Here is a 21,546-nt window from a genome sequence, read left to right as displayed (position 1 = left end):
CTCACGGCCCTGCACCCCGGTGCGGCGGCATCGCCGCGTTCGCCCCCGGCTCAACCGCGCCGCACCACGTACGGCGGCGTCGCGAATCTGACCCGCCCACCCGCGGCAGCGGGCCTCACACCCCCGCCCCGACGGGCGCCGCATCCCGTACGACGACGCGTCTCACACCCCTTGGACGGTGCTGCGCCCCGTACGGCGGCCCGACCCTCACCCTGCCTTGACGCCGCCGCACCTCGTACGACGGCGCGTCTCACACCCACCGCCTTGACGGTGCTGCGCCCCGTGCGGCGGCCCGACCCTCACCCTGCCTTGACGGTGCTGCGCGCCGTACGGCGGCGCTTTCTATGGGTTGTACGGCTGGCGGGCGGCCGGGGGGAGATCGGCGAGGGGGGCCGTCGGCCATCGGAGGGGGTCGGGGCCGAGGGCGGACAGGAGCGGCACCTGTTCGCGGCACCACGGCGAGATGGAGATGTGGCCGCTGAGCACGCCCTCAGCGAACTCGGGCCACGGCATCCACCGCGTCTCCCCCACCTCGTCGGGGTTGGGGCTGGCGGAGCCGTCGACCAGGACGCGGTAGACGGGGCACAGCTCGTGCTCGACGATGCCGTTGCCCATGACCGCGCGGTAGGAGAAGCCGGGCAGCACCAGGTCGGCCCGCTCGACGGTCAGACCCAGCTCGAAGGAGAGCCGGCGCAGGACCGCCTGGTCGAGCCGCTCGCCCGGCAGCGGGTGGCCGCAGCAGCTGTTGGTCCACACCCCCGGCCAGGTGAGCTTGTGACCGGCGCGCCTGGTCAGCAGCACGCGGCCCGCGCGGTCGAAGGCGTAGCTGGAGAAGGCCAGGTGCAGCGGAGTCTCCCGGCCGTGCACGGACAGTTTGGGCGCGGTGCCGAGCGCATGGCCGGAGCCGTCCACGAGTACCACGTGTTCCACAGTCGTCACGCTATGAAGCGTACGTGATCATGTGCGTCACCAGAACCCGAACGCCCACCTGATGCGCCAACCTCTCCCGTCTCCGCGCGTGCGGGCGCGGGCTAGGCTGGCGAGGTGTCTTTCGTCGCCGATCTGCGCGTGGTCCTCCAGGGGCGCGATTTCCGACGGCTCTTCGGCACGCGTCTGGTCTCCCAGTTCTCCGACGGGATCTTCCAGTTCGGCGTCCTGGGGTTCGCCTTCTTCAACCCGGAGAGCCAGACCACCGCCCTGGGCGTGGCGGCCGGCCTGGCCGTCCTGCTGCTGCCGTACAGCGTCCTCGGGCCGTTCGTCGGGGTGTTCATCGACCGCTGGTCGCGGCGGCAGATCCTGATGATCGCGCCGATCGTCCGCGGCGGCCTGCTGCTCGGCGCGGCGGCGCTGGTGGCGGCCGATGTGCCCGACCCGGTGTTCTACGTGGCGGCGCTGGCCGTGCTGGGCGTCAACCGGTTCTTCCTGGCGGCGCTGGGCGCCTCGCTGCCGCACGTGGTGCCGAGAGACCGGCTGATGGCCGCCAACGCGGTCACCCCGACCTCCGGCACCGTCGTCACCTTCGTCGGCGTGGGGGCGGGGTTCCTGCTGCGCGGGCTGTTCGGCAGCGGCGACGCGGGGGTGGCGCTGCTGCTGGCGACCTCCGGCGTGGTGTTCGGGTTCAGCGCGCTGATCGCGCGCACGATGGAGCGCTCGCTGCTCGGCCCCGTGCACGACCCCGACCGGCCGCAGACGCGCGAGGCGCTGCGCAACGTGGTGGCCGGGCTGGCCGACGGCGCCCGCCACCTGGTCGGGCACCGGGTGGCCGCCGCCACGATGGGCGCCATGGCCGCCCACCGCTTCTTCTACGGCATGGCCACCGCGCTGGGCATCATCCTCTACCGCTACTACTTCACCGACGGCGACCCGGAGGCGGCGCTGAGCGGGGCCAGCCTGGTGGTGGCCACTTCCGGGGTGGGCTACTTCCTCGCCGTGATCATCACCCCGTACGCGACCGAGCGGTTCACGATCACCCGTTGGGTGCCGATGGCGCTGGTCGCGGCCGGGCTGCTGGCGGGGGTGCTGGTGGCCCCGTTCCAGGAGTGGGGGCTGCCGGTGGCGGGGTTCGTGCTCGGCCTGGCCGGGCAGAGCGTCAAGATCTGCGCCGACACGACGGTGCAGCGCGACCTCGACGACGCCTACCTGGGCCGCGCGTTCTCCGTCTACGACATGCTCTTCAACGGCATGTACGTGCTCGCGGCGGCCCTGTCGGCGGCCATCCTGCCGGCGAACGGCAAGTCCTACACCGCCGTGGTGATCATCACGGCGGGCTACCTGCTGAGCGCCCTGGCCTACGCGATGATCACCCGGTCGCGGGAGCCCGTCAGCCGGTGACGTTGGCGCGGGCCCAGTCGCGCAGCGCCTCGGTGGCCGCCTCCTTGCCGATCACGCCCTTGTCGAGCCGCAGGTCGAGCAGGAACTTGTAGGCCTTGCCCACCACCGGCCCCGGGCCGACGCCGAGCACCCGCTGGATCTCGTTGCCGTCGAGCTCCGGGCGGATCTTGGCCAGCTCTTCCTCCTCGGCCAGCCGGGCGATGCGCTCCTCCAGCTGGTCGTAGGTGCGCGACAGGGCGGCCGCCTTGCGCTTGTTGCGCGTGGTGCAGTCGGCCCTGGTCAGCTTGTGGAGCCGGGCCAGCAGGTGGCCGGCGTCGCGCACGTAGCGGCGCACGGCGCTGTCGGTCCACTCGCCGGTGCCGTAGCCGTGGAAGCGCAGGTGGAGCTCCACCAGGCGCGACACGTCGGCCACCACGTCCTTGGGGAAGCGCAGCTCGGTCATCCGCTTCTTGGTCAGCTGCGCGCCCACCACCTCGTGGTGGTGGAAGGACACCCGGCCGCCCTGCTCGTGGCGGCGGGTCTTGGGCTTGCCGACGTCGTGCATGAGCGCCGCCCAGCGCAGGATGCGGTCGGGCTGGCCGTCGTCCTCCTGGGCGATCGCCTGGTCGAGCACGGTCAGCGTGTGCTCGTAGACGTCCTTGTGGCGGTGGTGCTCGTCGATCTCCAGGCGCAGCTTGGGCAGCTCGGGCAGCACGTGGGCGGCCAGGCCGGTGTCGACGAGCAGGCGCAGCCCGTCACGCGGGCGGCCGCCGCAGACCAGCTTGTCGAGCTCGTCGCGGATGCGCTCGGCCGAGACGATCTCGATGCGCTCGGCCATCTCGGTCATCGCGGTGACCGCCGCCTGGTCGACGGTGAAGCCGAGCTGCGAGGCGAACCTGGTCGCGCGGAGCATGCGCAGCGGGTCGTCGTCGAACGACCGCTCGGGCGGGCCGGGGGTGCGCAGCCGCTTGGCGGCCAGGTCGGTCAGGCCGCCGTAGGGGTCGACGAACTCGTGGGAGGGCAGCCGGATCGCCATCGCGTTGACCGCGAAGTCGCGCCGCTCCAGGTCGGCCTCCAGGGTGTCGCCGTACATGACCTCCGGCTTGCGCGACTTGGGGTCGTAGCTCTCGCTGCGGTAGGTCGTGATCTCGATCAGCCAGCCGCCCTTGCGCAACCCGACCGTGCCGAAGTCGATGCCGATGGTCCAGACGGAGTCGGCCCAGTCGCGCACGAGGTCGAGCACCCGTTCGGGGCGGGCGTCGGTGGTGAGGTCGAGGTCCTTGCCGACCCGGCCGAGCAAGAGGTCGCGCACGGGGCCGCCGACGAGGGCCAGCTCGTGGCCGCCGTCGGCGAACAGGCGGCCGAGCTCGTCGGCCACGGGGGCGATCTTGCGGAACAGGTCACGCATGGCCCGCTGCTGGTTTTCGGTCAGATTTGAGTCGGACAAGCTGGGTAGGTCCTTCGATTCCGGAACATATCCCCCGAGCCACACCGGGTCCGGGTTACCTTCGGTCAGGGGACCGACGGCGCGATGGAACGAGGCAAGGAGGTCTTATGAAGGACGCCCTCGCGATCCACCGCTGGCTCCTCGCACACCAGGTCCACCATGAGATCGTACGCCTTCCGCGCCCCATCACTTGCGCGGACGAGCTTCCCGAGACGATCTCCGCCGCACCCGAGCGGTGCGTGACGGTCACGGTGTTCGAGGTCGCTCCGAGGATAGGGCGCGAGTTCGTCGTCGCCGTCGTCCACACGCTCGCCACTCCTCCGCGGCCGGGGGCCGTCGGAGGCCTGCTCGGCGTCCGCACGGTGCGCGCCGCGCCCGCGCACCTGGTCAACGAGGCCACAGACTACGCGGCCGGGCTGGTCGGCCCGCTGCTGCTGCCGGAAGAGCTGCCGCTGTTCATCGACGACAGGTTCAGCGCCGACACCGATCCGGTGTTCTCCGCCACCGGCGAACGTCACGCGGTGCTCACCATGCGCGCCCTGGACCTGCTCGCGCTCCTGTCAGGGAAGACCGTCGACCTCCGGGTGCCGAGCCCCCGGGGAACCCTGGAGGCGGTCGCGCCGGGGCACTGAGCCCGTACCATTGCGGGCGTGCGTCGTACTCCAGCCCGGGCAGAAGCGTGATCGGAAAGGCCACGCTGCTCGCCGTGCTCTCGGCCGCGCTGCTCGCCCCCTGCACGGTGGCGGCCGCGCCGGGCGCGGCTGCCGCGAGCACCGCGACCAGGCAGGGCGTCGACCTGACCCTCACCTCCGTCACGCCCGACTACGCCACCGAGCGGGCGACCGAGATCAAGGTCACCGGCACCGTGCGCAACGGCGGCTCCGCCCCGCTGCCGGGCCTGCGGGTCAGGGTGCGCTACTCCTCCCAGCGCTTCACCGACCGGGCCGCGATGAGCACGTTCGCCGGCGACACCACGACCGCCACCCAGCCGTCCAACGTCTCGACCCAGTCGAGCATGGTCATCCCCGAGATGGCCGCCGGCTCCTCCGTCCCGTTCGAGCTGACCATGTCGCCCGCCCAGTTCGGGCTGACCTCGTTCGGCGCCTACCCGCTCGCCGTCGAGGTGGTGCAGTGGGACGCCGTGCAGCTCGCCTCCCAGCGCACCTTCCTCACGTACGCGCCCGCGACCGCGCAGCCGCAACCGGTGCGCAACCGGCTGTCGTTCGTGCTCCCGGTGATCGACCAGCCGCGCCGGGCCGACGACGGCACGTTCGTCGACGACAAGCTGGGCGCCGCGCTGACCGGCAAGGGCCGGCTGGCCGACCTGGCGCGTATCGCCGAGATCGCGCCGGAGAGCGTCACCTGGGTCGTCGACCCGGCGCTCTTCGACGACGTCGAGGCCATGACCAAGCCGTTCCGGGTCAAGGACGGCGACAAGACCGACGAGCGGCCCGCCGAGCCCGCCGCCTCCCAGTGGCTCACCTCGATGCGCGCGGCGCTGGCCGACAACGCCGTCATCGCCACCCCGTACGCCGACCCCGACGTGACCGCGCTGGCCCACCGGGGCCTCGACCGGCTGCCGGCCCGCGCCCTGGAGCTGACCCGGCAGAAGTCCTCGCTCATCAAGAACGACGTGCCGGCCACGACCTACTGGCCGGTCGGCGGCGTGCTCGACGCCGACGCGCTCGACCTGCTCGCGGTCGGCACGGCCGGCGGCACCCGCGTCGACAAGGTGCTGCTCGACCCGGCCAGCCTGCCGACGGCGCAAGACACCGCCGCGGCCGCCGCCACGCTCGCCACCGCCACCCCCGACGCCGCCACCACCCTCGACACCGTCATGGGCCCCGTCACCGCGCTGGTGGCCGACGCCGAGCTGAGCCGCGTCCTGGAGCCCGCCCCCGGCACCCGCGGCGCGACCCTGCTGAGCAAGCAGCGGTTCATCGCGGAGACTGCGACGATCTCCGCCGAGCCGGGCCAGACCCGGGCGCGGTCCCTGGTCGTGGCCCCGTCCCGGCGCTGGAACCCCAGCCCGACGATCGTCTCGACGCTGCTGAAGACCGCCGGCACGCTGCCGTGGCTGTCGCTCACCCCTCTCGACGCGCTCAAGGCGCCCGGCTCCCAGGTGCCGCGCGCCGGGCTGACCTACTCCGACAAGGACCGCAAGCAGGAGCTCAGCGGTAAATACCTCGAACCCGTGCGGGAGGTCGCCGCGCAGGCCGAGCTGACCGCCCGCATCACCGGTCAGCAGCAGTCGTCCTTCGACGCCGCGGTGCTCAGGCTCACCTCCTCGGCCTGGCGGGGCAACACCAAGGCCGGGCGCGCCGTCGTCGAAGAGGTGAGCGACGCGGTCGAGAGCCGGACGCGGCTGGTGTCGATCACCGGCGCCGGCCCCGACCGGCCGCGCACGCTCGCGGGCAGCGACGGCGAGGTCCCGATCAGCGTGCGCAACGAGCTCGCCACTCCCGTCTCGCTGCTCGTCCAGGCCAAGTCGGACGACCCCGACCTGCTGGAGAGCGACTTCCGGCACCCGCTGCAGATCGACGGCGAGCAGAGCGGCACCGTCCAGATCCCCATGACCGTGACATCCCCCGGCGGCGGCGACGCCTCCCTGACCGTCCAGTTGATGACCCTCGACGGCCGGCCCTACGGCGAGCCGGTCAAGCTGATCGTGCGCACCACCGGCTACACCGGCATCGCGCTCGTCATCGTGGGCGGCGCGCTGACCGTCATGCTGGCGGCGGTGGTGACCCGGATACTCCGGCGCAGGTCGCAGCGACGCGGCGCACGGGCCGCCAGGACTCGTGAAAGTGAGACCGTATGAGCCGCCTGCTGCGGGCCAGCGCCATCATGGCCGCAGGCACGATGGTGTCGCGCGTCACCGGGTTCATCCGGACCATGGTGCTGGCCTACGCCATCGGCACGGCCTTCCTCGGCGACGCCTACAACGCCGCCTACGCCATCCCCTACAGCATCCTCGACCTGCTGCTGCTCGGCGTGCTCAGCAGCGTCGTGGTGCCGATGATCGTCAAGGCGCAGCAGAACGACCCCGACGGCGGCCGCGCCTACGAGCAGCGGCTGCTGACGATCGCCACCATCACGCTGATCGTCGTGGCCGCGCTGGCCGTGCTGGCCGCCCCGCTGCTCATCGACCTCTACACCGGCTGGGACCGCGGCGAGAAAAAGTTCGAGGTCGCCGTCCGGCTGGCGCAGTTCATCCTGCCGCAGCTCGCCTTCTTCGGCATCGGCGCGGTGGCCGGGGCGATCCTCAACACCCGCGACCGGTTCGCCGCCCCGATGTGGGCGCCGGTGGTCAACAACCTGGTCGTCATCTGCGTCCTGGTGGCCTACGCGATCATCGTCACCGACGGCTCCGACCTCGACAGCGTCTCCAACGGCGAGCTGGCCCTGCTCGGCCTCGGCACCACGGCCGGCATCATCGCCCAGGCCACCGTGCTGGTCATCGCGCTCAAGCGGGCGGGGTTCCGCTTCGTCGCCCGCTTCGACCTGCGCAACGCCCGCCTCGGCGAGATGGCCAGGGCCGGTGTCTGGACGATCGGCTACGTGGTCGTGACCCAGCTCGGGTTCCTGCTCACCACCAACCTCTCCAGCGCCGCCGGCGACGAGGTGCCCGGCCACGGCATCTCCCCCTACACCCTGGCGTTCCAGCTCTTCCAGCTCCCGTACGGGGTCGTTGGCGTCTCGGTGATCACCGCGATGCTGCCCAGGATGAGCAGGGCCGTGACCGCCGGGCGCTTCGACGAGGTGCGCACGGAGTTCAGCTCCGGCGTGCGGCTCATCGGCGCGGTGATGGTGCCGGTGTCGCTGCTGCTCATGGTCCTCGGGCCGGCGATCACCGTGCCGTTGTACGGTCACGGCGCCAACACCGTCGCCAACGCCATCTACATCGGCAACGTGCTGCAGGTCTACGGGCTCGCGCTGGTGCCGTTCGCGGTGTTCCAGCTGCTGCTGCGGGTCTTCTACAGCTTCGGCGACACCCGCACGCCCGTCTTCGTGGGCGCCGGCACCACCGCGGTCAACGCCGGTCTGATGGTGCTGTTCTACACCTTGCTGCCGGCCCGCTACGCGGTCATGGGGCTGGCACTGGCCTACGCGATCGCGTACGCGCTCGGCGCGGTGGCCGCCTGGATGCTCGCCAGCCGCCGGGTCGGCGGGCTGGGCGGCTGGCAGGTCGGCATGGCGATGACCAAGATGTACCTCACCGCCCTGCCGACGGCGGTGCTGGCCCTGGCGACGGTGTGGGCCGTGCAGGAGATCTTCGGCGGGCTGGGCTTCCTCAACTCGGCCATCATCCTGACCGTGGGCGGCGGGGTGGGGATGCTCCTTTATCTGTGGGTCGCCCACCGCGCGCGCATTCCGGAGGTCAGCTCGGTCGTTGGGATGGTCGCCGGGCGGGTACGCCGCTAAAGAGCGGGGGGAGCAACCTCGCCGGGCACTAGCATGGTGCCGACACGCGCGAATGGAAGCAGGAGGGGCGTGGGCGGATTCATCCGGCATAGCGTGCCTGCGCACCACCCCGTCACGCAGGCGCGTACAACGGTGACCAGGGATGATCGGGCCAGCGGGGTGAGCCAGTGAGCACATCGGCAGTCGAGCCCGGCACCCGCCTCGCCCAGCGGTTCCGGCTGGAAGACCGGGTCAGCGAGTCCGACGGCGCCACCTACTGGAAGGCCATCGACGAGATCCTCGCCCGTCCCGTCGCCGTCCTGACCTTCGCGCCCGACTTTCCGCGGGTGCACGAGGTCGTCACCGCCGCCAGGGCCGCGAGCCGGCTCACCGACCCCCGCCTCACCCAGGTCTTCGACGCCGGCGAGGACGCCGAGCACGCCTACGTCGTCAGCGAGTGGGTCACCGGCGACACCCTCGCCGACCTGCTGTCCTCCGGCCCCCTGGAGCCGGAGCGGGCCGCCGGGCTGGTCGCCGAGGCGGCCGAGGCGCTGGCCCACGCGCACGAGGCCGGCCTCTACCACCTGTGCCTGCGCCCCGGAAACCTGGTGTGGACCACCGGCAACACGGTCAAGGTGCTGGGCGTGGCCGTCGACTCCGCCCTCTACGGGCTGACCACCGACCAGCCCGCGCTCGACGACGCCGAGGGCCTCGGCCGCCTGCTCTACGCGGGCCTGACCGGCCACTGGCCGGGTGACGAGGAAGAGGGCACGCTCCCGGCCGCGCCGATGACCGACGGCCACTTCTGCACGCCCCGTCAGGTGACCGCGGGCGTGCCCGGTTATCTCGATACGGTCACGATCCGGGCCTGCCTTCCCGAGTCGCGCAAGGGTCAGGGCTCGCTGTCCAGCCCGGCCCAGATCGCCGAGGCGCTCGCCGACGTGGCCAGGCCGATGCCGATCTCGATCCCGTACTCGTCCTCACCGCCGTCCGTGACGTCGGCCTCCCCCAGCGAGGGCCTGGAGACCGAGGCGCGCCACAGGCCGCCGGCGGCGCAGCCGGTCCTCCAGACCGTCCCGCAGGGCGGCGGCAACACGCTCAACCGGGTGCTGATGACCGCGGTGGTGCTGCTGGTGATCGTCGCGGTGGGCATCGGCGCCTGGACGATCGGCCGCAGCCTGGGCAGCCCCGACGGCCGCGAGGCGCAGGCCTCCCCCACCACCCCCGCCACCTCGGCGCCGGCTCAGGTCCAGGAGGTCAAGCCCGAGGAGGCGACCGGGTTCGACCCGCTCGGCGACAAGGAGGAGAAGGCCGAGCTGGCCGCCCTCACCATCGACGGCAAGCCGAGCACGTTCTGGAAGACCGACAACTACAACAGCGCCGAGCTGGGCAACCTCAAGGACGGGGTGGGTCTGCTCCTCGACATGGGCAAGTCCATGCAGATCAGCGACGTGGTCGCTACGCTGGGCGAGTCCTCGGGCGCCAATGTGGAGCTCAAGGTCGGCGACGAGGCCGATCTCTCGTCGCTGAAGACCGTGGCCAAGGCGAAGGGCGCTTCTGGGAAGACGACCTTCAAGCCTGATCAGGCGGCAAGCGGCCAGTACGTTTTGATCTGGTTTACGCGCCTTCCGGCAGACGCGGGCAAGTTTCATGGCACCATCTATGAAGTAGTGGTGCACTCTCCAGGATCGGCATAACCAGGAACCCCTCTTGTGAACTCTCCACCCGAGACCCCCTCGCCAGCGGATCGGCCAGCGGTCAGCGACGCCGACCTGCTGACCGCGCACATCAAGGGGGATCCTCACGCCTTCAGCGAGATCGTCAAGAGGCACCGTGACCGGATGTGGGCCGTCGCGCTGCGCACGCTGGGCGACCCTGACGAGGCCGCCGACGCCGTTCAGGACGCCTTCGTCTCCGCCTACCGCAAGGCCGGCTCGTTCCGCGGCGAGGCCGCCGTCACCACCTGGCTCCACCGCATCGTCGTCAACGCCTGCCTCGACCGGATGCGCCGCAAGTCCGTGCGCCCGGTGGCCGACGACGAGCTGATCGAGGCCGCGGAGCGCGACGCCCAGCTGCCCGACCAGACGGTCGAGCGCGAGGTGTCGATGGAGGTTTCGGCCGCGCTCAAACTGCTCCCCGCCGACCAGCGGGCGGCCCTCGTCCTGGTCGACATGATGGGCTACTCGGTCGAAGACGCAGCTCAGGTGCTGCAGGTGCCCAGCGGGACGGTGAAGAGCCGCTGCGCCAGAGGACGCGCGAAACTTGCCCCGATTCTTTCGCATCTGCGGAACCGATCTGACTTGAGTCGCGTCTCATCCGCGAAGGGAGCAGAACTTCGTGACGGGTGATACGCACTACGATCTGGACGCCCTCGCCGATTTCGCCGAGGGTCTCCTGAACGCCGACAGCGCCGGCCGGATCCGCGACCATCTCGCGGTGTGCCCCCCATGCGGGGAGCTGCTGGCCGACTTGGCGGCGGTTCGCGAGGTGCTCGCGGCGACCCCCACGCCGGCCATGCCGATGGGTGTCGCACTGCGCATCGACAAGGCGCTGGCCGCCGAGGCGGAGTCGCGCCGCGGCGGGATCGGTCTGGCCGAGGAGCCTGACTGGGACGAGCTCATGCGTGACGCTCCATGGGAGCGGCAGGAGCCCGAGCCCGTGCGCCTCGGAGTGGTCTCCGACGACGGCACCGTGGTCCCGGCGCGGACGCGCACGACCCGGCGGCGCAGGTGGGCGATGCCCGCGGTGGCGGCCGCGGCCGCGGTCGCGGTGGTGGGCACCGCCGCGGTGTCGGCGAGCCTGCTCGCCTCCGGCGGCGGCGGCGAGCCGTCGGCCCGGCAGTCGCAGCTCGCGGCGTCGAGCCAGCCGACCCGGCAGGAGACGAGGGCCAGGGCCTACACGCTCACCGACAGCGGCTACAACTACAGCGACCAGGAGCTGCGCCAGAACCTCGGCGACTTCCTCGCACCGGCCCCGATCGTCGGCGGCGACTCCGACGGCGACCAGGTCGACCACTGTGTGGGCAAGGTGTCCAGCCGGGCCAAGCTGGAGGTCTTCGCCGTCGACCAGGGTCAGTACAACGGCCAGGAGGCCATCCTGGTGGCGTCGTGGAAGAACAAGGAGACCAAGCGGCTCCGCATCGACGTCGTCGACCCGTTCAACTGCAAGAACCTCCGCAAGCCCACATTGGGCCGCTGGTAGTCCGTAACCTGCGAAGAGCCCGCTTCGGCGGGCTCTTTCGCGTGTGCGCCGTGAGCCCGGGAATGGCGACGGCTTAGGATCTGTTGACGCCAACGGCACCATCAGACTAGAGAGGCGTGGGAGCGTTGAACGACGTTCGGAACGTGATCATCATCGGCTCCGGCCCTGCCGGTTACACCGCGGCCGTCTATTCCGCACGCGCCGAACTCAAGCCTCTGGTCTTCGAAGGCTCCGTGACCGCCGGCGGCGCGCTCATGAACACCACCGACGTGGAGAACTTCCCCGGGTTCCCCGACGGCATCATGGGCCCCGACCTGATGGGCAACCTGCGCAAGCAGGCCGAGCGGTTCGGCGCCGAGCTGATCGCCGACGACGTGGTGGAGGTCGACCTCAACGCCGAGCCCAAGGTCGTCAAGACGTACGACAAGACCTACTACGCGAAGTCGGTCATCCTGGCGATGGGCTCCGGCTACCGCGAGCTCGGCCTGGAGAACGAGAAGCGCCTGTCCGGCCGCGGAGTCTCCTGGTGCGCCACCTGTGACGGTTTCTTCTTCCGCAACAAGGACATCGTGGTCGTGGGCGGCGGCGACACCGCCATGGAAGAGGCGACGTTCCTGACCCGCTTCGGCCGCATGGTGACCGTCGTGCACCGCCGCGACCAGCTGCGGGCCAGCAAGATCATGCAGGATCGGGCGTTCGCCAACGACAAGATCCGCTTCATCTGGGACAGCGAGGTCGTGGACGTCCTCGGCGACACCAAGGTGGAGGCCGTCAAGCTCCGCAACGTCAAGACGGGCGAGGAGTGCGAGCTGGCCACCGACGCGCTGTTCCTGGCGATCGGCCACGATCCGCGCACCGACCTGGTCAAGGGCCAGATCGACCTGGACGACGAGGGCTACATCAAGGTCGCCCACCCGAGCACCGCCACCAACATCGACGGCGTGTTCGCCGCGGGCGACGTCGTCGACCACATCTACCGTCAGGCGATCACCGCGGCGGGCACCGGCTGCTCGGCCTCGCTCGACTCCGAGCGCTGGCTCGCCTCAAACGAGAAGTAAGGGAGCGCATCCGTGAAGGCAGTTACCGACGCCACGTTCGAGGCCGAGGTCCTCAAGAGCGACAAGCCCGTTCTGGTCGACTTCTGGGCCGAGTGGTGCGGCCCGTGCCGGCAGGTCGCGCCCATTCTCCAGGAGATCGCCAACGAGCACGGCGACAAGCTCGAGATCGTCAAGCTCAACATCGACGAGAACCCCGAGGTGCCCCGCCAGGCGGGTGTCCTCCAGATCCCGACGATGAACGTCTACAAGGGCGGCGAGCTCGTCAAGCAGATCATCGGCGCCAAGCCGAAGGCCATGCTGCTGCGGGAGCTCGACGGCATCATCTAGGCCCGTCCGCCGAAAGCCCTCCGCCCTGGTGCGGAGGGCTTTCGCGTTTTCACAGCTCACCCCGGTACCAGGCGTCGGCCTCGGCTCTCAGTGCCCTCTCGTCCGGTTCCGGGGACGGCGCCCCGGCGATCCAGGCGGTCAGGGCCCGTACGAACCGGTCCGGATCGTACGGAGGTGCGAAGGACGCGACGAGAGGGTGGCCCGCGTCGCAGCGGGCGCACAGGAGCACCTCGCTGACGACCCTGACCTCCTTCCCCGAGGCGTTCGTCCAGGCGTGCGGCAGGCGCAGCACGGCCAGGACCTCGCCGGTGCGGCACCGGGGGCAGGCCGGCGTCATGACCCGCCGATCGCGTCGGCGCCGAGCAGCGCCTTGACGTCGCCGTAGAAGGCGGGGTCGGCGGCGACCCGGAACGGCCGGAGGTCCAGCAGGACGGTCCCGGCGCCGCGGCGGCGCACCCGCACGTGCACCGGCGCCCCGCCGGGATGGGCGGTCAGGATGTGCTTGAACTCCCGGACCAGCCGCGGGTTCAGCCGGCTCTCCCTGATCGAGATCACCACGGGTGGCTCGGTGTCCGTCAGGGAGACGTCGAGCAGGATGATGTCCTCGGCGTAGACGCTCGTCGTCTCGTCGCGCACGTTGACCCGCCCGCGTACGGAGATCACCCGGTCCTGGGCCAGCGTCTCCTCGTACAGGAGGTAGGTCTTGGGGAAGACCAGGCACTCGACGGCCGCGTCGTGGTCCTCCAGCGTGACGATCGCCCACGGGCTGCCCTGTTTGGTGACCTTGCGCTGCAGGCCGGAGACGATGCCGCTGACCCTGGCCGCCCCGTCCTGCCGTCCGGAGGCCAGCAGCTCGGCGATCGTGGTGTCGCGGTGGGCGTCCAGGACGTGTTCGGCGCCGTCGAGCGGGTGGCTGGAGACGTAGAGGCCGAGCATCTCGCGCTCGAAGGCCAGCAGCGTGGCCTTGTCCCACTCCCCCTCCGGGATCGTGATGGAGAACGCCGCGCTCGTGCCCCGTTCCCCGAAGAGTGAGTCCTGGCCGCGCGCCTCGTTCCGTTTGACGTCGGCGACCAGGTCGACGGCCTGCTCGTGCACCTCGACCAGGGCCTTGCGGTGATGGCCGAGGCTGTCGAAGGCGCCGGACTTGGCCAGCGACTCGATGACCCGCTTGTTGCAGACGGCGGCGGGGACCTTGGCCAGGAAGTCGTCGAAGTCGGCGTAGGGCCCCGCCGTCTCCCGGGCGGCGACGATCGCGTCCACGGCGCCGGCGCCGACGTTGCGGACGGCGCCCAGCCCGAAGCGGATGTCGGAGCCGACGGCGGCGAAGTCCAGCCGGCTGGCGTTGACGTCGGGCGGCAGCACCTTGATGCCCAGCCGGCGGCAGTCGGCCAGGTAGACCGCCATCTTGTCCTTGTCGTCGCCGACGGAGGTGAGCAGGGCCGCGAGATACTCCTGCGGGTGGTTGGCCTTCAGGTAGGCGGTCCAGTAGGAGACCAGGCCGTATCCAGCGGTGTGCGACTTGTTGAAGCCGTAGCCGCTGAACGGCACCAGCACGTCCCAGACCGCTTCGACCGCCTCGCCGGAGAAGCCGCGCTCGCGCATCCCCGCGGAGAAGCGCCCCCACTCGGCGTCCAGGACCTCTTTCTTCTTCTTGCCCATGGCCCGGCGCAGCATGTCGGCGGCGCCCAGGGAGTAGCCGGCCAGCTGCTGGGCGATGGCCATGACCTGCTCCTGGAAGACGACCAGGTGGTAGGTGTCGCCCAGGATGGGCTCCAAGGCCCCTTCCAGCTCGGGGTGGATGGGCTCGACCGCCTGCCGGCCGGTTTTGCGAAGCGCGTAGTTGGTGTGCGCGTTCATCTCCATCGGGCCCGGACGGTAGAGCGCGTTCACCGCGGCGATGTCGGTGAACGTGGTGGGCCGCATCAGCCTCAGCAGCACCCGCATCCCGCCGCTGTCGAGCTGGAAGACGCCGAGCGTGTCGCCGCGCGCCAGCAGCTCGTACGTGGCCGCGTCGTCCAGCGGGATCTCCAGGATGTCGAGGTCGACGCCCTTGTTGGCGCGGACGCCCGCGATCGCGTCACCGATGACGGTGAGGTTGCGCAGGCCGAGGAAGTCCATCTTCAGCAGGCCCATGTCCTCGGCCTGGGTGAACGGGAAACCGGTGATGACCGGGCCGTCGGCCTTGGGCTTGGCCAGCGGGATCACGTCGATCAGGGGCTCGCTGGAGAGGATCACGCCCGCGGCGTGGACACCGGTGCCCCGGGTGAGCCCCTCGATGCCGACCGCGGCGTCGATCACCCGTCTGACGTCGGGATCCCGCTCGTACATCTGGCGCAGCTCGCTCGCCTCGCCGTGCCGCGGGTGGCCGGGGTCGTGGATGGCGGCGAGCGGGATCTCCTTGCCGCCGTCCGCAGCCGGGAAGGCCTTGGTGATGCGGTCGCCGAGCGCGTACGGCAGGCCCAGGACCCGGCAGGAGTCCTTGATGGCGGCCTTGGCCTTGATGGTGCTGAAGGTGACGATCTGGCAGACCCGGTCGTCGCCGTACGTACGGGTGACGTAGTCGATCATCTCGTCCCGCCGCCGGTCGTCGAAGTCCAGGTCGACGTCCGGCATCGTGACGCGCTCGGGGTTGAGGAAGCGTTCGAAGATGAGCCGGTGCTCGATCGGGTCGAGCTGGGTGATGCCCGTGCAGTACGCGACCATCGAGCCGGTGGCCGAGCCGCGGCCGGGGCCCAGGCCGATGCCGTTCTCTCGCGCGTACCGGCAGATGTCGGCGACGACCAGGAAGTAGCCGGGGAAGCCCATCGCGTCGATGACAGACAGCTCGTAGTCGATGCGGTCGAGCACGTCCCGCGGCGGGTGGCCGCCGTAGCGGCGGCGCGCGCCCGCGAGCGTCTCCGCGCGCAGCCAGCTGGACTCGGTCTCGCCCTCGGGTACGGGGAAGCGCGGCGTCAGGTCACGGTGGGCGAACACCTCGTCGTAGTCGCCGACCCGCTCCGCGATCAGGAGCGTGTTGTCGCACGCGCCGGGCACTTCGGCGTCCCACAGCGCGCGCATCTCGGCGGGTGACTTGATGAAGTAGCCGCTGCCGCCGAAGCGGAAGCGGTCGGCGTCGGCCAGGCGCTTGCCGGTGCCCACGCAGAGCAGCGCGTCATGCGCCCCGGCCTGGTCCTCCGTGACGTAGTGGGAGTCGTTGGTGGCCAGGGGCGGCAGCCCGAGCCGCCTGCCGAGCCGCAGCAGGTCTTCCCGGACCCGGCGTTCGACGGCCAGGCCGTGGTCCATCAGCTCCAGGAAGTAGTTGTCGGGGCCGAACAGGTCGCGGTAGCGGGCGGCGGCCTCGACGGCCTGCTCGTACTGGCCGAGGCGGAGCCTGGTCTGCACCTGGCCGGACGGGCAGCCGGTGGTGGCGATGAGGCCGGGGGCGTGTTCGGCCAGCAGCTCATCATCCATGCGCGGATATTTCTGGACATGCCCCTCCAGCCAGGCCCGCGACTGCAACCGGAACAGGTTGCGCAGCCCGTCGGCCCCGGTCGCCCACATGGTCATGTGGGTGTAGAGCCCGCGCCCCGAGACGTCGCCGCCCGTGCCGGTCTCGTCGTCGGACCGCCGCAACGCCAGGTCGTCGCTGTAGTACACCGGCTGCCGGTGACGCCGGGAGGCCGGGGCGACGTAGCCCTCGATGCCGATGATCGGCCTGACGCCCGTGGCGCGCGCCTTCCGGAAGAACTCGTACGCCCCGTACACGTTGCCGTGGTCGCTCATCGCCACGGCGGGCATCCCCTGGCGGGCGACCTCGTCCATCAACAGACCGACCTTGGCGGCGCCGTCGAGCATGCTGTACTCCGTATGCACATGCAGATGGACGAAGGACACCACGCCTCCTGGTTGTAGGATCGCCCGCGAACTCGAGCATTCGACCCGAGAGGCAGCAGGGTTGTCCAACAACCGACACGCCGATCCGCCACACTCACCGGTTGTGGATCTCGACCTCGGTACGATCCGGGCCTTCGTCGCCGTCACCGAGGACCGCTCCTTCAGCGAAGCCGCCGCCCGGCTGGAGATCAGCCAGCAGGCCGTGTCGAAACGGATCGCCAAGCTGGAGTCGGACCTCGGCGTGCGGCTGTTCTACCGCTCGCGCACCGGGGCCGGGCTCACCGCGGACGGCCGGGCTTTCCTGCACTACGCGCGGAGCCTGGTCGGCATCGCGGACCAGGCGCTCGGCGTGCTGCGCGGACGGCTGCGCTCGCTCCGGGTGGACGTGCTCGACACACGGCTGGCCTCCGTCGAGCTGGTCCGCGCGTTCCATCAGGCCGCCGGAGACGTCCACGTCGACGTCACCACCTCCAACGGGCTCAGGTCAGCCCGCGGCGCGCTCGCCGAGGGATCGGTCGACGCCGCCTTCGCCCGCGTAAGTGGGGAGTCGGGGTCGGTCAGGGTCGGCGGGGCACCAGGGTCGGCCCGGGTCGGCGGGACGCCGGGGTCGGCCCGCGTCGGCGGGACGCCGGGATCGGCCCGGGTCGGCGGGGCGCCGGAGGAGGATCTGCGGCATGTGCCCGCCTATCTCGACCCGGTGCACCTGCTGGTCAGCCGTGACCACCCGCTCGCCGGGTTGCGGGCCGTGCAGGTGGAACGGCTCTCGGGATCGACGGTCTGGATGCCCGGCAACGCGCCCGGCAGCGAGTGGGCCGAGTTCTACCGGCTCCTGGGCGACGCGTTCGACCTACGGATCGACGCGTCGGGGCCGGACTTCGGCTGGGAGCACTTCGTGGCGGAGATCGCCTCCGGTGAACGGGCCGGGTTCGTCGGCGAGGGCTGCCGGCTGCCCTGGCACGCGGGGGTCGTCCGGCTGCCGGTGATCGACCCCGTGCCGGTCTACCCGTGCTCGCTGCTCTACCACCGGCAGAACCGTCACCCGATGCTGGCCGCGCTGGTCGAGTTCGTCGCGGACGGGTTCCGGCCGTTCGACCCGGCGCGCCAGTGGATGCCGGACATCGACCGCGCGGTCATAGAAGGGCTCTGAAGGGCCCTGGGAAGGCTCGTACGGGGTCAGGTGGGGTCAGACCGGGCGGAGGGCGCGTTCCGGGCTCATGGAGCCCAGGAGCCGCTCCAGGGCGACCTCCACGTCCTCGCGCCACGAGACGGCGGTCTTCAATTCCAGCCGTAGCCGCGGAAATCGCAAATGCGGACGTACGGTCTTAAAACCCACAGAAAGCAGATATTCGGCAGGAACCACGCAACTCGGCTCCTCCCATTTGAGATCCCCGAAGGCCTCGATCGCTTTCACGCCGCGACGCGTGAGGTCCTTCGCCACCCCTTGAATGAGCATCCGCCCCAGCCCGCCACCGGAGAACTCGGGCACGATGTGCGCCGTCATCAGCAAAACGGCGTCGGCGCTGACCGGTGACGTGGGGAAGGCCACCGAACGCGGGCTGTAGAGCGGAGGACTGTAGAGCACGAAGCCCGCGGGCACGCCGTCGACGTAGACGATCTTCCCGCAGCTGCCCCATTCGAGCAGCGTGCCGGAGATCCAGGCTTCCTTCTCCAGGCCCGGGTCACCCGTCTTCACCGCCCGCTCCCCGCTGACGGGGTCGAGCTCCCAGAAAACGCACTGGCGGCAGCGCCTGGGAAGATCTTCCACATTGTCCAGGGTGATATTGACCAGCCGACGCGACAACTACGGCCCCAATCGTAGACCCGGAAAAGCGCGGGAAAACCGCGTCCCCAGCTGGCATCGTAGCCCAGGGATAGCGCCATCAGCGGGCACCACGGCCGTCTGGCCCCGTCACGGGCGACATGTCCGACTGGCGTAACCTGGAGTCTCGGATCGATATACACCTAGGAGGTGGGCCGTGACAGAAGAGCAGGATCACGGTCAGACGCCCGCGACCCAAGGGTCGCGCATCGACGCCTACGTCGACCGGTACGCCGCGCGAGCTACCGGGATGGTCGCCTCCGAGATCCGAGCTCTCTTCGCCGTCGCGTCGAGGCCCGAGGTGGTCTCGCTCGCCGGCGGCATGCCGTACGTCACGGCGCTTCCCCTCGACATGGTCGGCGAGCTGGTCTCGGATCTCGTGACCAGGCGCGGGCCCGTCGCGCTCCAGTACGGCTCCGGCCAGGGCGACCCGCATCTGCGTGAGCAGATCTGCGAGGTCATGGCGCTGGAAGGGATCCAGGCCGGCGGCAACGACGTGGTCGTCACCGTCGGTTCACAGCAGGCGCTCGACCTGATCACGCGGATCTTCATCGACCCGGGCGATGTGATCCTGGCGGAGGGGCCCTCGTACGTGGGCGCCCTCGGCACTTTCGCCGCATACGAGGCCAAAGTGGTGCATATCGCCATGGATGATCAGGGCATCGTGCCCGAATCCCTCGCCCAGACGATCTACGCCCTGGAAACGGCGGGAGCTCCGATCAAGTTCCTGTACACCATTCCGACCTTCCACAACCCCGGCGGCGTCACGCTCAACGCCGCGCGACGCCAGCAGGTGCTCGACATCTGCCAGCGCGCCGGGGTGCTCATCGTCGAGGACAACCCGTACGGGCTGCTCGGCTTCGACGGCGAGCCGATGCGCGCGCTCCGCGCGGACAACCCCGACGGCGTGGTCTATCTCGGGTCGTTCTCCAAAACGCTCGCCCCGGGATTCCGCGTCGGCTGGGCCCTCGCCCCGCACGCCATCCGCGACAAGCTCGTGCTGGCCATGGAGTCGGCCGTGCTGTCGCACTCGTCGTTCACCCAGCTGGCCGTCGGCCAGTACCTCACCACCCAGCCGTGGCGCGAGCAGATCAAGACGTTCAAGGAGCTCTACCGCGAGCGCCGCGACGCCATGCTCGACGCCCTCGAATCGCTGATGCCTCCCGAGGTCACCTGGACCCGGCCCGCAGGCGGGTTCTTCGTCTGGGCGACCCTCCCGGAAGGGCTCGACTCCAAGGCGATCCTGCCGCGTGCCGTGGCCGAGCGGGTGGCGTTCGTGCCCGGTACCGGCTTCTTCGCCGACGGCAGCGGGTCCCGGCACATGCGGCTCTCGTTCTGCTACCCGCAGCCCGACCGCATCCGTGAAGGCGTCCGCCGGTTGGCGGGCGTCATCGAGCAGGAAATGCAACTGCGCGACACGTTCGGCACCGGCTCCACCCGGGGCCACGCCGGCGTCGACACGCCGGGCCCGGACCTGGCCTGACCCTCCGAAAGGCCGGCGCCCCTTCAGGCGCCGGCCTTTCGTCGTGCAGGGGCACCGGCTTCGCCCGGGCCGTGTCTATGGACGCCGGCCCGTGACTTCGAGGAGTGGGCGGCCGTCCAGACGCCTGCTTTTCGTCATCCAGGGGCACCCGTCCGCTCGGAGCCACGCTGGCGTCGACACGCGAGACTTGCTCTGACCCGCGCCGTCGAACGCCCCGTGTCCGTCGAGCCGCCTGCCTTCGCTGTCTGGGGGATCGGGCAACGCTCGGAGCCACGTCGACATGCCGGGACGTGACCTGACCCGCGCCCTCGAAGGGCCCAACCCACCCTCAGGTCGCGTGTCGCCCGTCGTACCCCATCGCCCCTTCTCGCCGGTACGGTTGGACCAGGCCGGACCACTTTGGACCATGCCCGAACGACGGCTGACCACGGCCGCTGTCCCACGGTGATCGGTGGAGGAGACGAGATGAGCGACCTGGGCCACGTGCTCGTGCTGGCCGGGGGCCTGTCCTACGAGCGTGAGGTGTCCCTGCGCTCCGGCCGCCGGGTCAGCGAGGTGCTCAGGGCGACGGGCATGGATGTGGAGGCCCGCGACACCGACGCGTCCCTGGTCCCGTCGATCCTGGCCGACCCGCCGGACGCCGTGTTCGTGACGCTGCACGGCGGCGCCGGCGAGGACGGCGCGATCCGCTCGGTGCTGGAGCTCCTCGACGTCCCGTACGTGGGAGCCGACCCCGACGCCTGCCGGGTCGCCTTCGACAAGCCCACCGCCAAGGCCGTCGTCCGCTCCGTCGGCCTGCGCACCCCGGCCTCGATCACGCTGCCCAAGGAGACGTTCCACGACCTCGGCGCGACGGCCGTCCTCGGCCGCATCGTCGACCAGCTCGGCCTCCCCCTCTTCGTCAAGCCCGCCCGCGGCGGCTCCGCCCTCGGCGCGTCCATCGTCCGTACCGCCGAAGAGCTCCCGGCCGCGATGGTCGGCTGTTTCGCGTACGGCGACACCGCCCTCATCGAGCGGTACATCGAAGGGGTCGAGGTCGCGGTCTCCGTCGTGGACGTGGGCGACGGTCCCGTCGCGCTCCCGGCCGTGGAGATCGTCCCCGACGAGGGCGTGTACGACTACGCCGCGCGCTACACGGCCGGCCACACCGAGTTCTTCTCCCCCGCCCGCCTCTCCCCCGCCGCCGCGGCCGCCTGCGCCGAAACTGCCGTCACGGCCCACACGGCGCTGGGCCTGCGCGACATCTCCCGCACCGACCTCATCGTCGACGCCACCGGCACGCCTTATTTCCTGGAGGTGAACGTCGCCCCGGGCATGACGGAGACCTCCCTTCTGCCGATGGCAGCGGAAGCTGCGGGCCAGGACCTCGGCGACCTCTGCCGCGCCCTCCTCCAGAACGCCGCCTCCCGCCCCCGCCTCAACCTGGCCAGCCGCTGACCCTTGCCGCCCCGGTTCCCGTTCCACTCCCGCCAGCCGGTGACCCTTGCCGCCCCGGTCTCCGTCCCGCCCTCGCCAGCCGGACGGAAGGGCCGGACGGAAGGGCCGGACGGAAGGGCCGGACGGAAGGGCCGGACGGAAGGGCCGGACGGAAGGGCCGGACGGAAGGGCCGGACGGAAGGGCCGG

At 70.9% G+C, this 21,546-nt stretch carries 17 protein-coding genes; 12 read left to right on the top strand and 5 right to left on the bottom strand.

What is annotated here, in order from left to right; translation table 11 throughout:
• Positions 1-342 precede the first annotated feature (342 nt).
• Positions 343-939, bottom strand: coding sequence for an isopentenyl-diphosphate Delta-isomerase (gene idi, locus ACGFI7_RS35980; protein WP_393412691.1), 597 nt, complete (start codon positions 937-939; stop codon positions 343-345).
• Between the two features lie 105 nt (positions 940-1,044).
• On the opposite strand from idi, the gene ACGFI7_RS35975 reads away from it, so the two are divergent.
• A complete protein-coding gene (locus ACGFI7_RS35975; RefSeq protein WP_393412690.1) occupies positions 1,045-2,331 on the top strand; it encodes an MFS transporter in 1,287 nt (428 codons plus the stop codon).
• Here ACGFI7_RS35975 and ACGFI7_RS35970 read toward each other — a convergent pair.
• On the bottom strand, positions 2,321-3,718 hold the full coding sequence (locus tag ACGFI7_RS35970; RefSeq protein ID WP_393412688.1) for a CCA tRNA nucleotidyltransferase: 1,398 nt from the start codon (positions 3,716-3,718) through the stop codon (positions 2,321-2,323). The genes ACGFI7_RS35975 and ACGFI7_RS35970 overlap by 11 nt on opposite strands.
• Before the next feature lie 146 nt (positions 3,719-3,864).
• Here ACGFI7_RS35970 and ACGFI7_RS35965 point away from each other — a divergent pair, with 146 nt between their 5' ends.
• The 8 genes from ACGFI7_RS35965 (at position 3,865) to trxA (ending at position 12,747) form a co-directional block, all read left to right on the top strand.
• Positions 3,865-4,389 (top strand): YbaK/EbsC family protein, encoded by a 525-nt coding sequence (locus tag ACGFI7_RS35965; protein ID WP_393412686.1) that lies wholly within the window; start codon positions 3,865-3,867, stop codon positions 4,387-4,389.
• Between the two features lie 47 nt (positions 4,390-4,436).
• Positions 4,437-6,578 (top strand): DUF6049 family protein, encoded by a 2,142-nt coding sequence (locus tag ACGFI7_RS35960; RefSeq protein ID WP_393412684.1) that lies wholly within the window; start codon positions 4,437-4,439, stop codon positions 6,576-6,578.
• Complete coding sequence (murJ, locus tag ACGFI7_RS35955) at positions 6,575-8,182, top strand: murein biosynthesis integral membrane protein MurJ (RefSeq protein WP_393412682.1); 1,608 nt, start codon at positions 6,575-6,577, stop codon at positions 8,180-8,182. Before ACGFI7_RS35960 ends, murJ begins: the two co-directional genes overlap by 4 nt.
• Before the next feature lie 167 nt (positions 8,183-8,349).
• Positions 8,350-9,858, top strand: a complete 1,509-nt coding sequence (locus tag ACGFI7_RS35950; protein ID WP_393412680.1) for a protein kinase family protein — start codon at positions 8,350-8,352, stop codon at positions 9,856-9,858.
• 15 nt (positions 9,859-9,873) lie between these two features.
• Positions 9,874-10,509 (top strand): RNA polymerase sigma factor SigM, encoded by a 636-nt coding sequence (gene sigM / locus ACGFI7_RS35945; protein ID WP_393412678.1) that lies wholly within the window; start codon positions 9,874-9,876, stop codon positions 10,507-10,509.
• Positions 10,499-11,362: an anti-sigma factor family protein gene (locus tag ACGFI7_RS35940; RefSeq protein ID WP_393412676.1), complete on the top strand. Its 864-nt coding sequence runs from the start codon at positions 10,499-10,501 to the stop codon at positions 11,360-11,362. Before sigM ends, ACGFI7_RS35940 begins: the two co-directional genes overlap by 11 nt.
• Before the next feature lie 125 nt (positions 11,363-11,487).
• Entirely contained in the window at positions 11,488-12,420 is a 933-nt protein-coding gene (gene trxB / locus ACGFI7_RS35935; RefSeq protein ID WP_393412674.1) for a thioredoxin-disulfide reductase, read from the top strand.
• 12 nt (positions 12,421-12,432) lie between these two features.
• Entirely contained in the window at positions 12,433-12,747 is a 315-nt protein-coding gene (gene trxA, locus ACGFI7_RS35930) for a thioredoxin (protein WP_270154536.1), read from the top strand.
• A 49-nt stretch (positions 12,748-12,796) separates the two neighbouring features.
• Here the strand turns inward: trxA and ACGFI7_RS35925 are convergent, their stop codons facing one another.
• On the bottom strand, positions 12,797-13,084 hold the full coding sequence (locus ACGFI7_RS35925) for a DUF6300 family protein (protein WP_393412671.1): 288 nt from the start codon (positions 13,082-13,084) through the stop codon (positions 12,797-12,799).
• Positions 13,081-16,620, bottom strand: coding sequence for a DNA polymerase III subunit alpha (dnaE, locus tag ACGFI7_RS35920; protein ID WP_393412669.1), 3,540 nt, complete (start codon positions 16,618-16,620; stop codon positions 13,081-13,083). Before dnaE ends, ACGFI7_RS35925 begins: the two co-directional genes overlap by 4 nt.
• Positions 16,621-16,723: 103 nt before the next feature.
• Here dnaE and ACGFI7_RS35915 point away from each other — a divergent pair, with 103 nt between their 5' ends.
• Positions 16,724-17,767, top strand: a complete 1,044-nt coding sequence (locus ACGFI7_RS35915; protein WP_393412667.1) for a LysR family transcriptional regulator — start codon at positions 16,724-16,726, stop codon at positions 17,765-17,767.
• A gap of 36 nt (positions 17,768-17,803) precedes the next feature.
• On the opposite strand, the gene ACGFI7_RS35910 is transcribed toward ACGFI7_RS35915, so the two are convergent.
• Positions 17,804-18,421 carry a GNAT family N-acetyltransferase gene (locus ACGFI7_RS35910; protein ID WP_393412665.1) on the bottom strand — a complete coding sequence of 206 codons (618 nt, stop codon included), beginning with the start codon at positions 18,419-18,421 and terminating at the stop codon, positions 17,804-17,806.
• A 268-nt stretch (positions 18,422-18,689) separates the two neighbouring features.
• Between ACGFI7_RS35910 and ACGFI7_RS35905 the strand changes: the two genes are divergently transcribed.
• Together ACGFI7_RS35905 and ACGFI7_RS35900 are read left to right on the top strand one after the other, a co-directional pair.
• A complete protein-coding gene (locus ACGFI7_RS35905; protein ID WP_393412869.1) occupies positions 18,690-19,922 on the top strand; it encodes a PLP-dependent aminotransferase family protein in 1,233 nt (410 codons plus the stop codon).
• A gap of 465 nt (positions 19,923-20,387) precedes the next feature.
• Positions 20,388-21,359 carry a D-alanine--D-alanine ligase gene (locus ACGFI7_RS35900; RefSeq protein ID WP_393412663.1) on the top strand — a complete coding sequence of 324 codons (972 nt, stop codon included), beginning with the start codon at positions 20,388-20,390 and terminating at the stop codon, positions 21,357-21,359.
• Positions 21,360-21,546 lie beyond the last annotated feature (187 nt).

The sequence above is a fragment of the Nonomuraea sp. NPDC048826 genome, assembly GCF_043198225.1.
GTDB lineage: Bacteria > Actinomycetota > Actinomycetes > Streptosporangiales > Streptosporangiaceae > Nonomuraea.
Note: the sequence above shows the minus strand (reverse complement) of the source record. Positions and strands in the feature narration are given on the sequence as shown.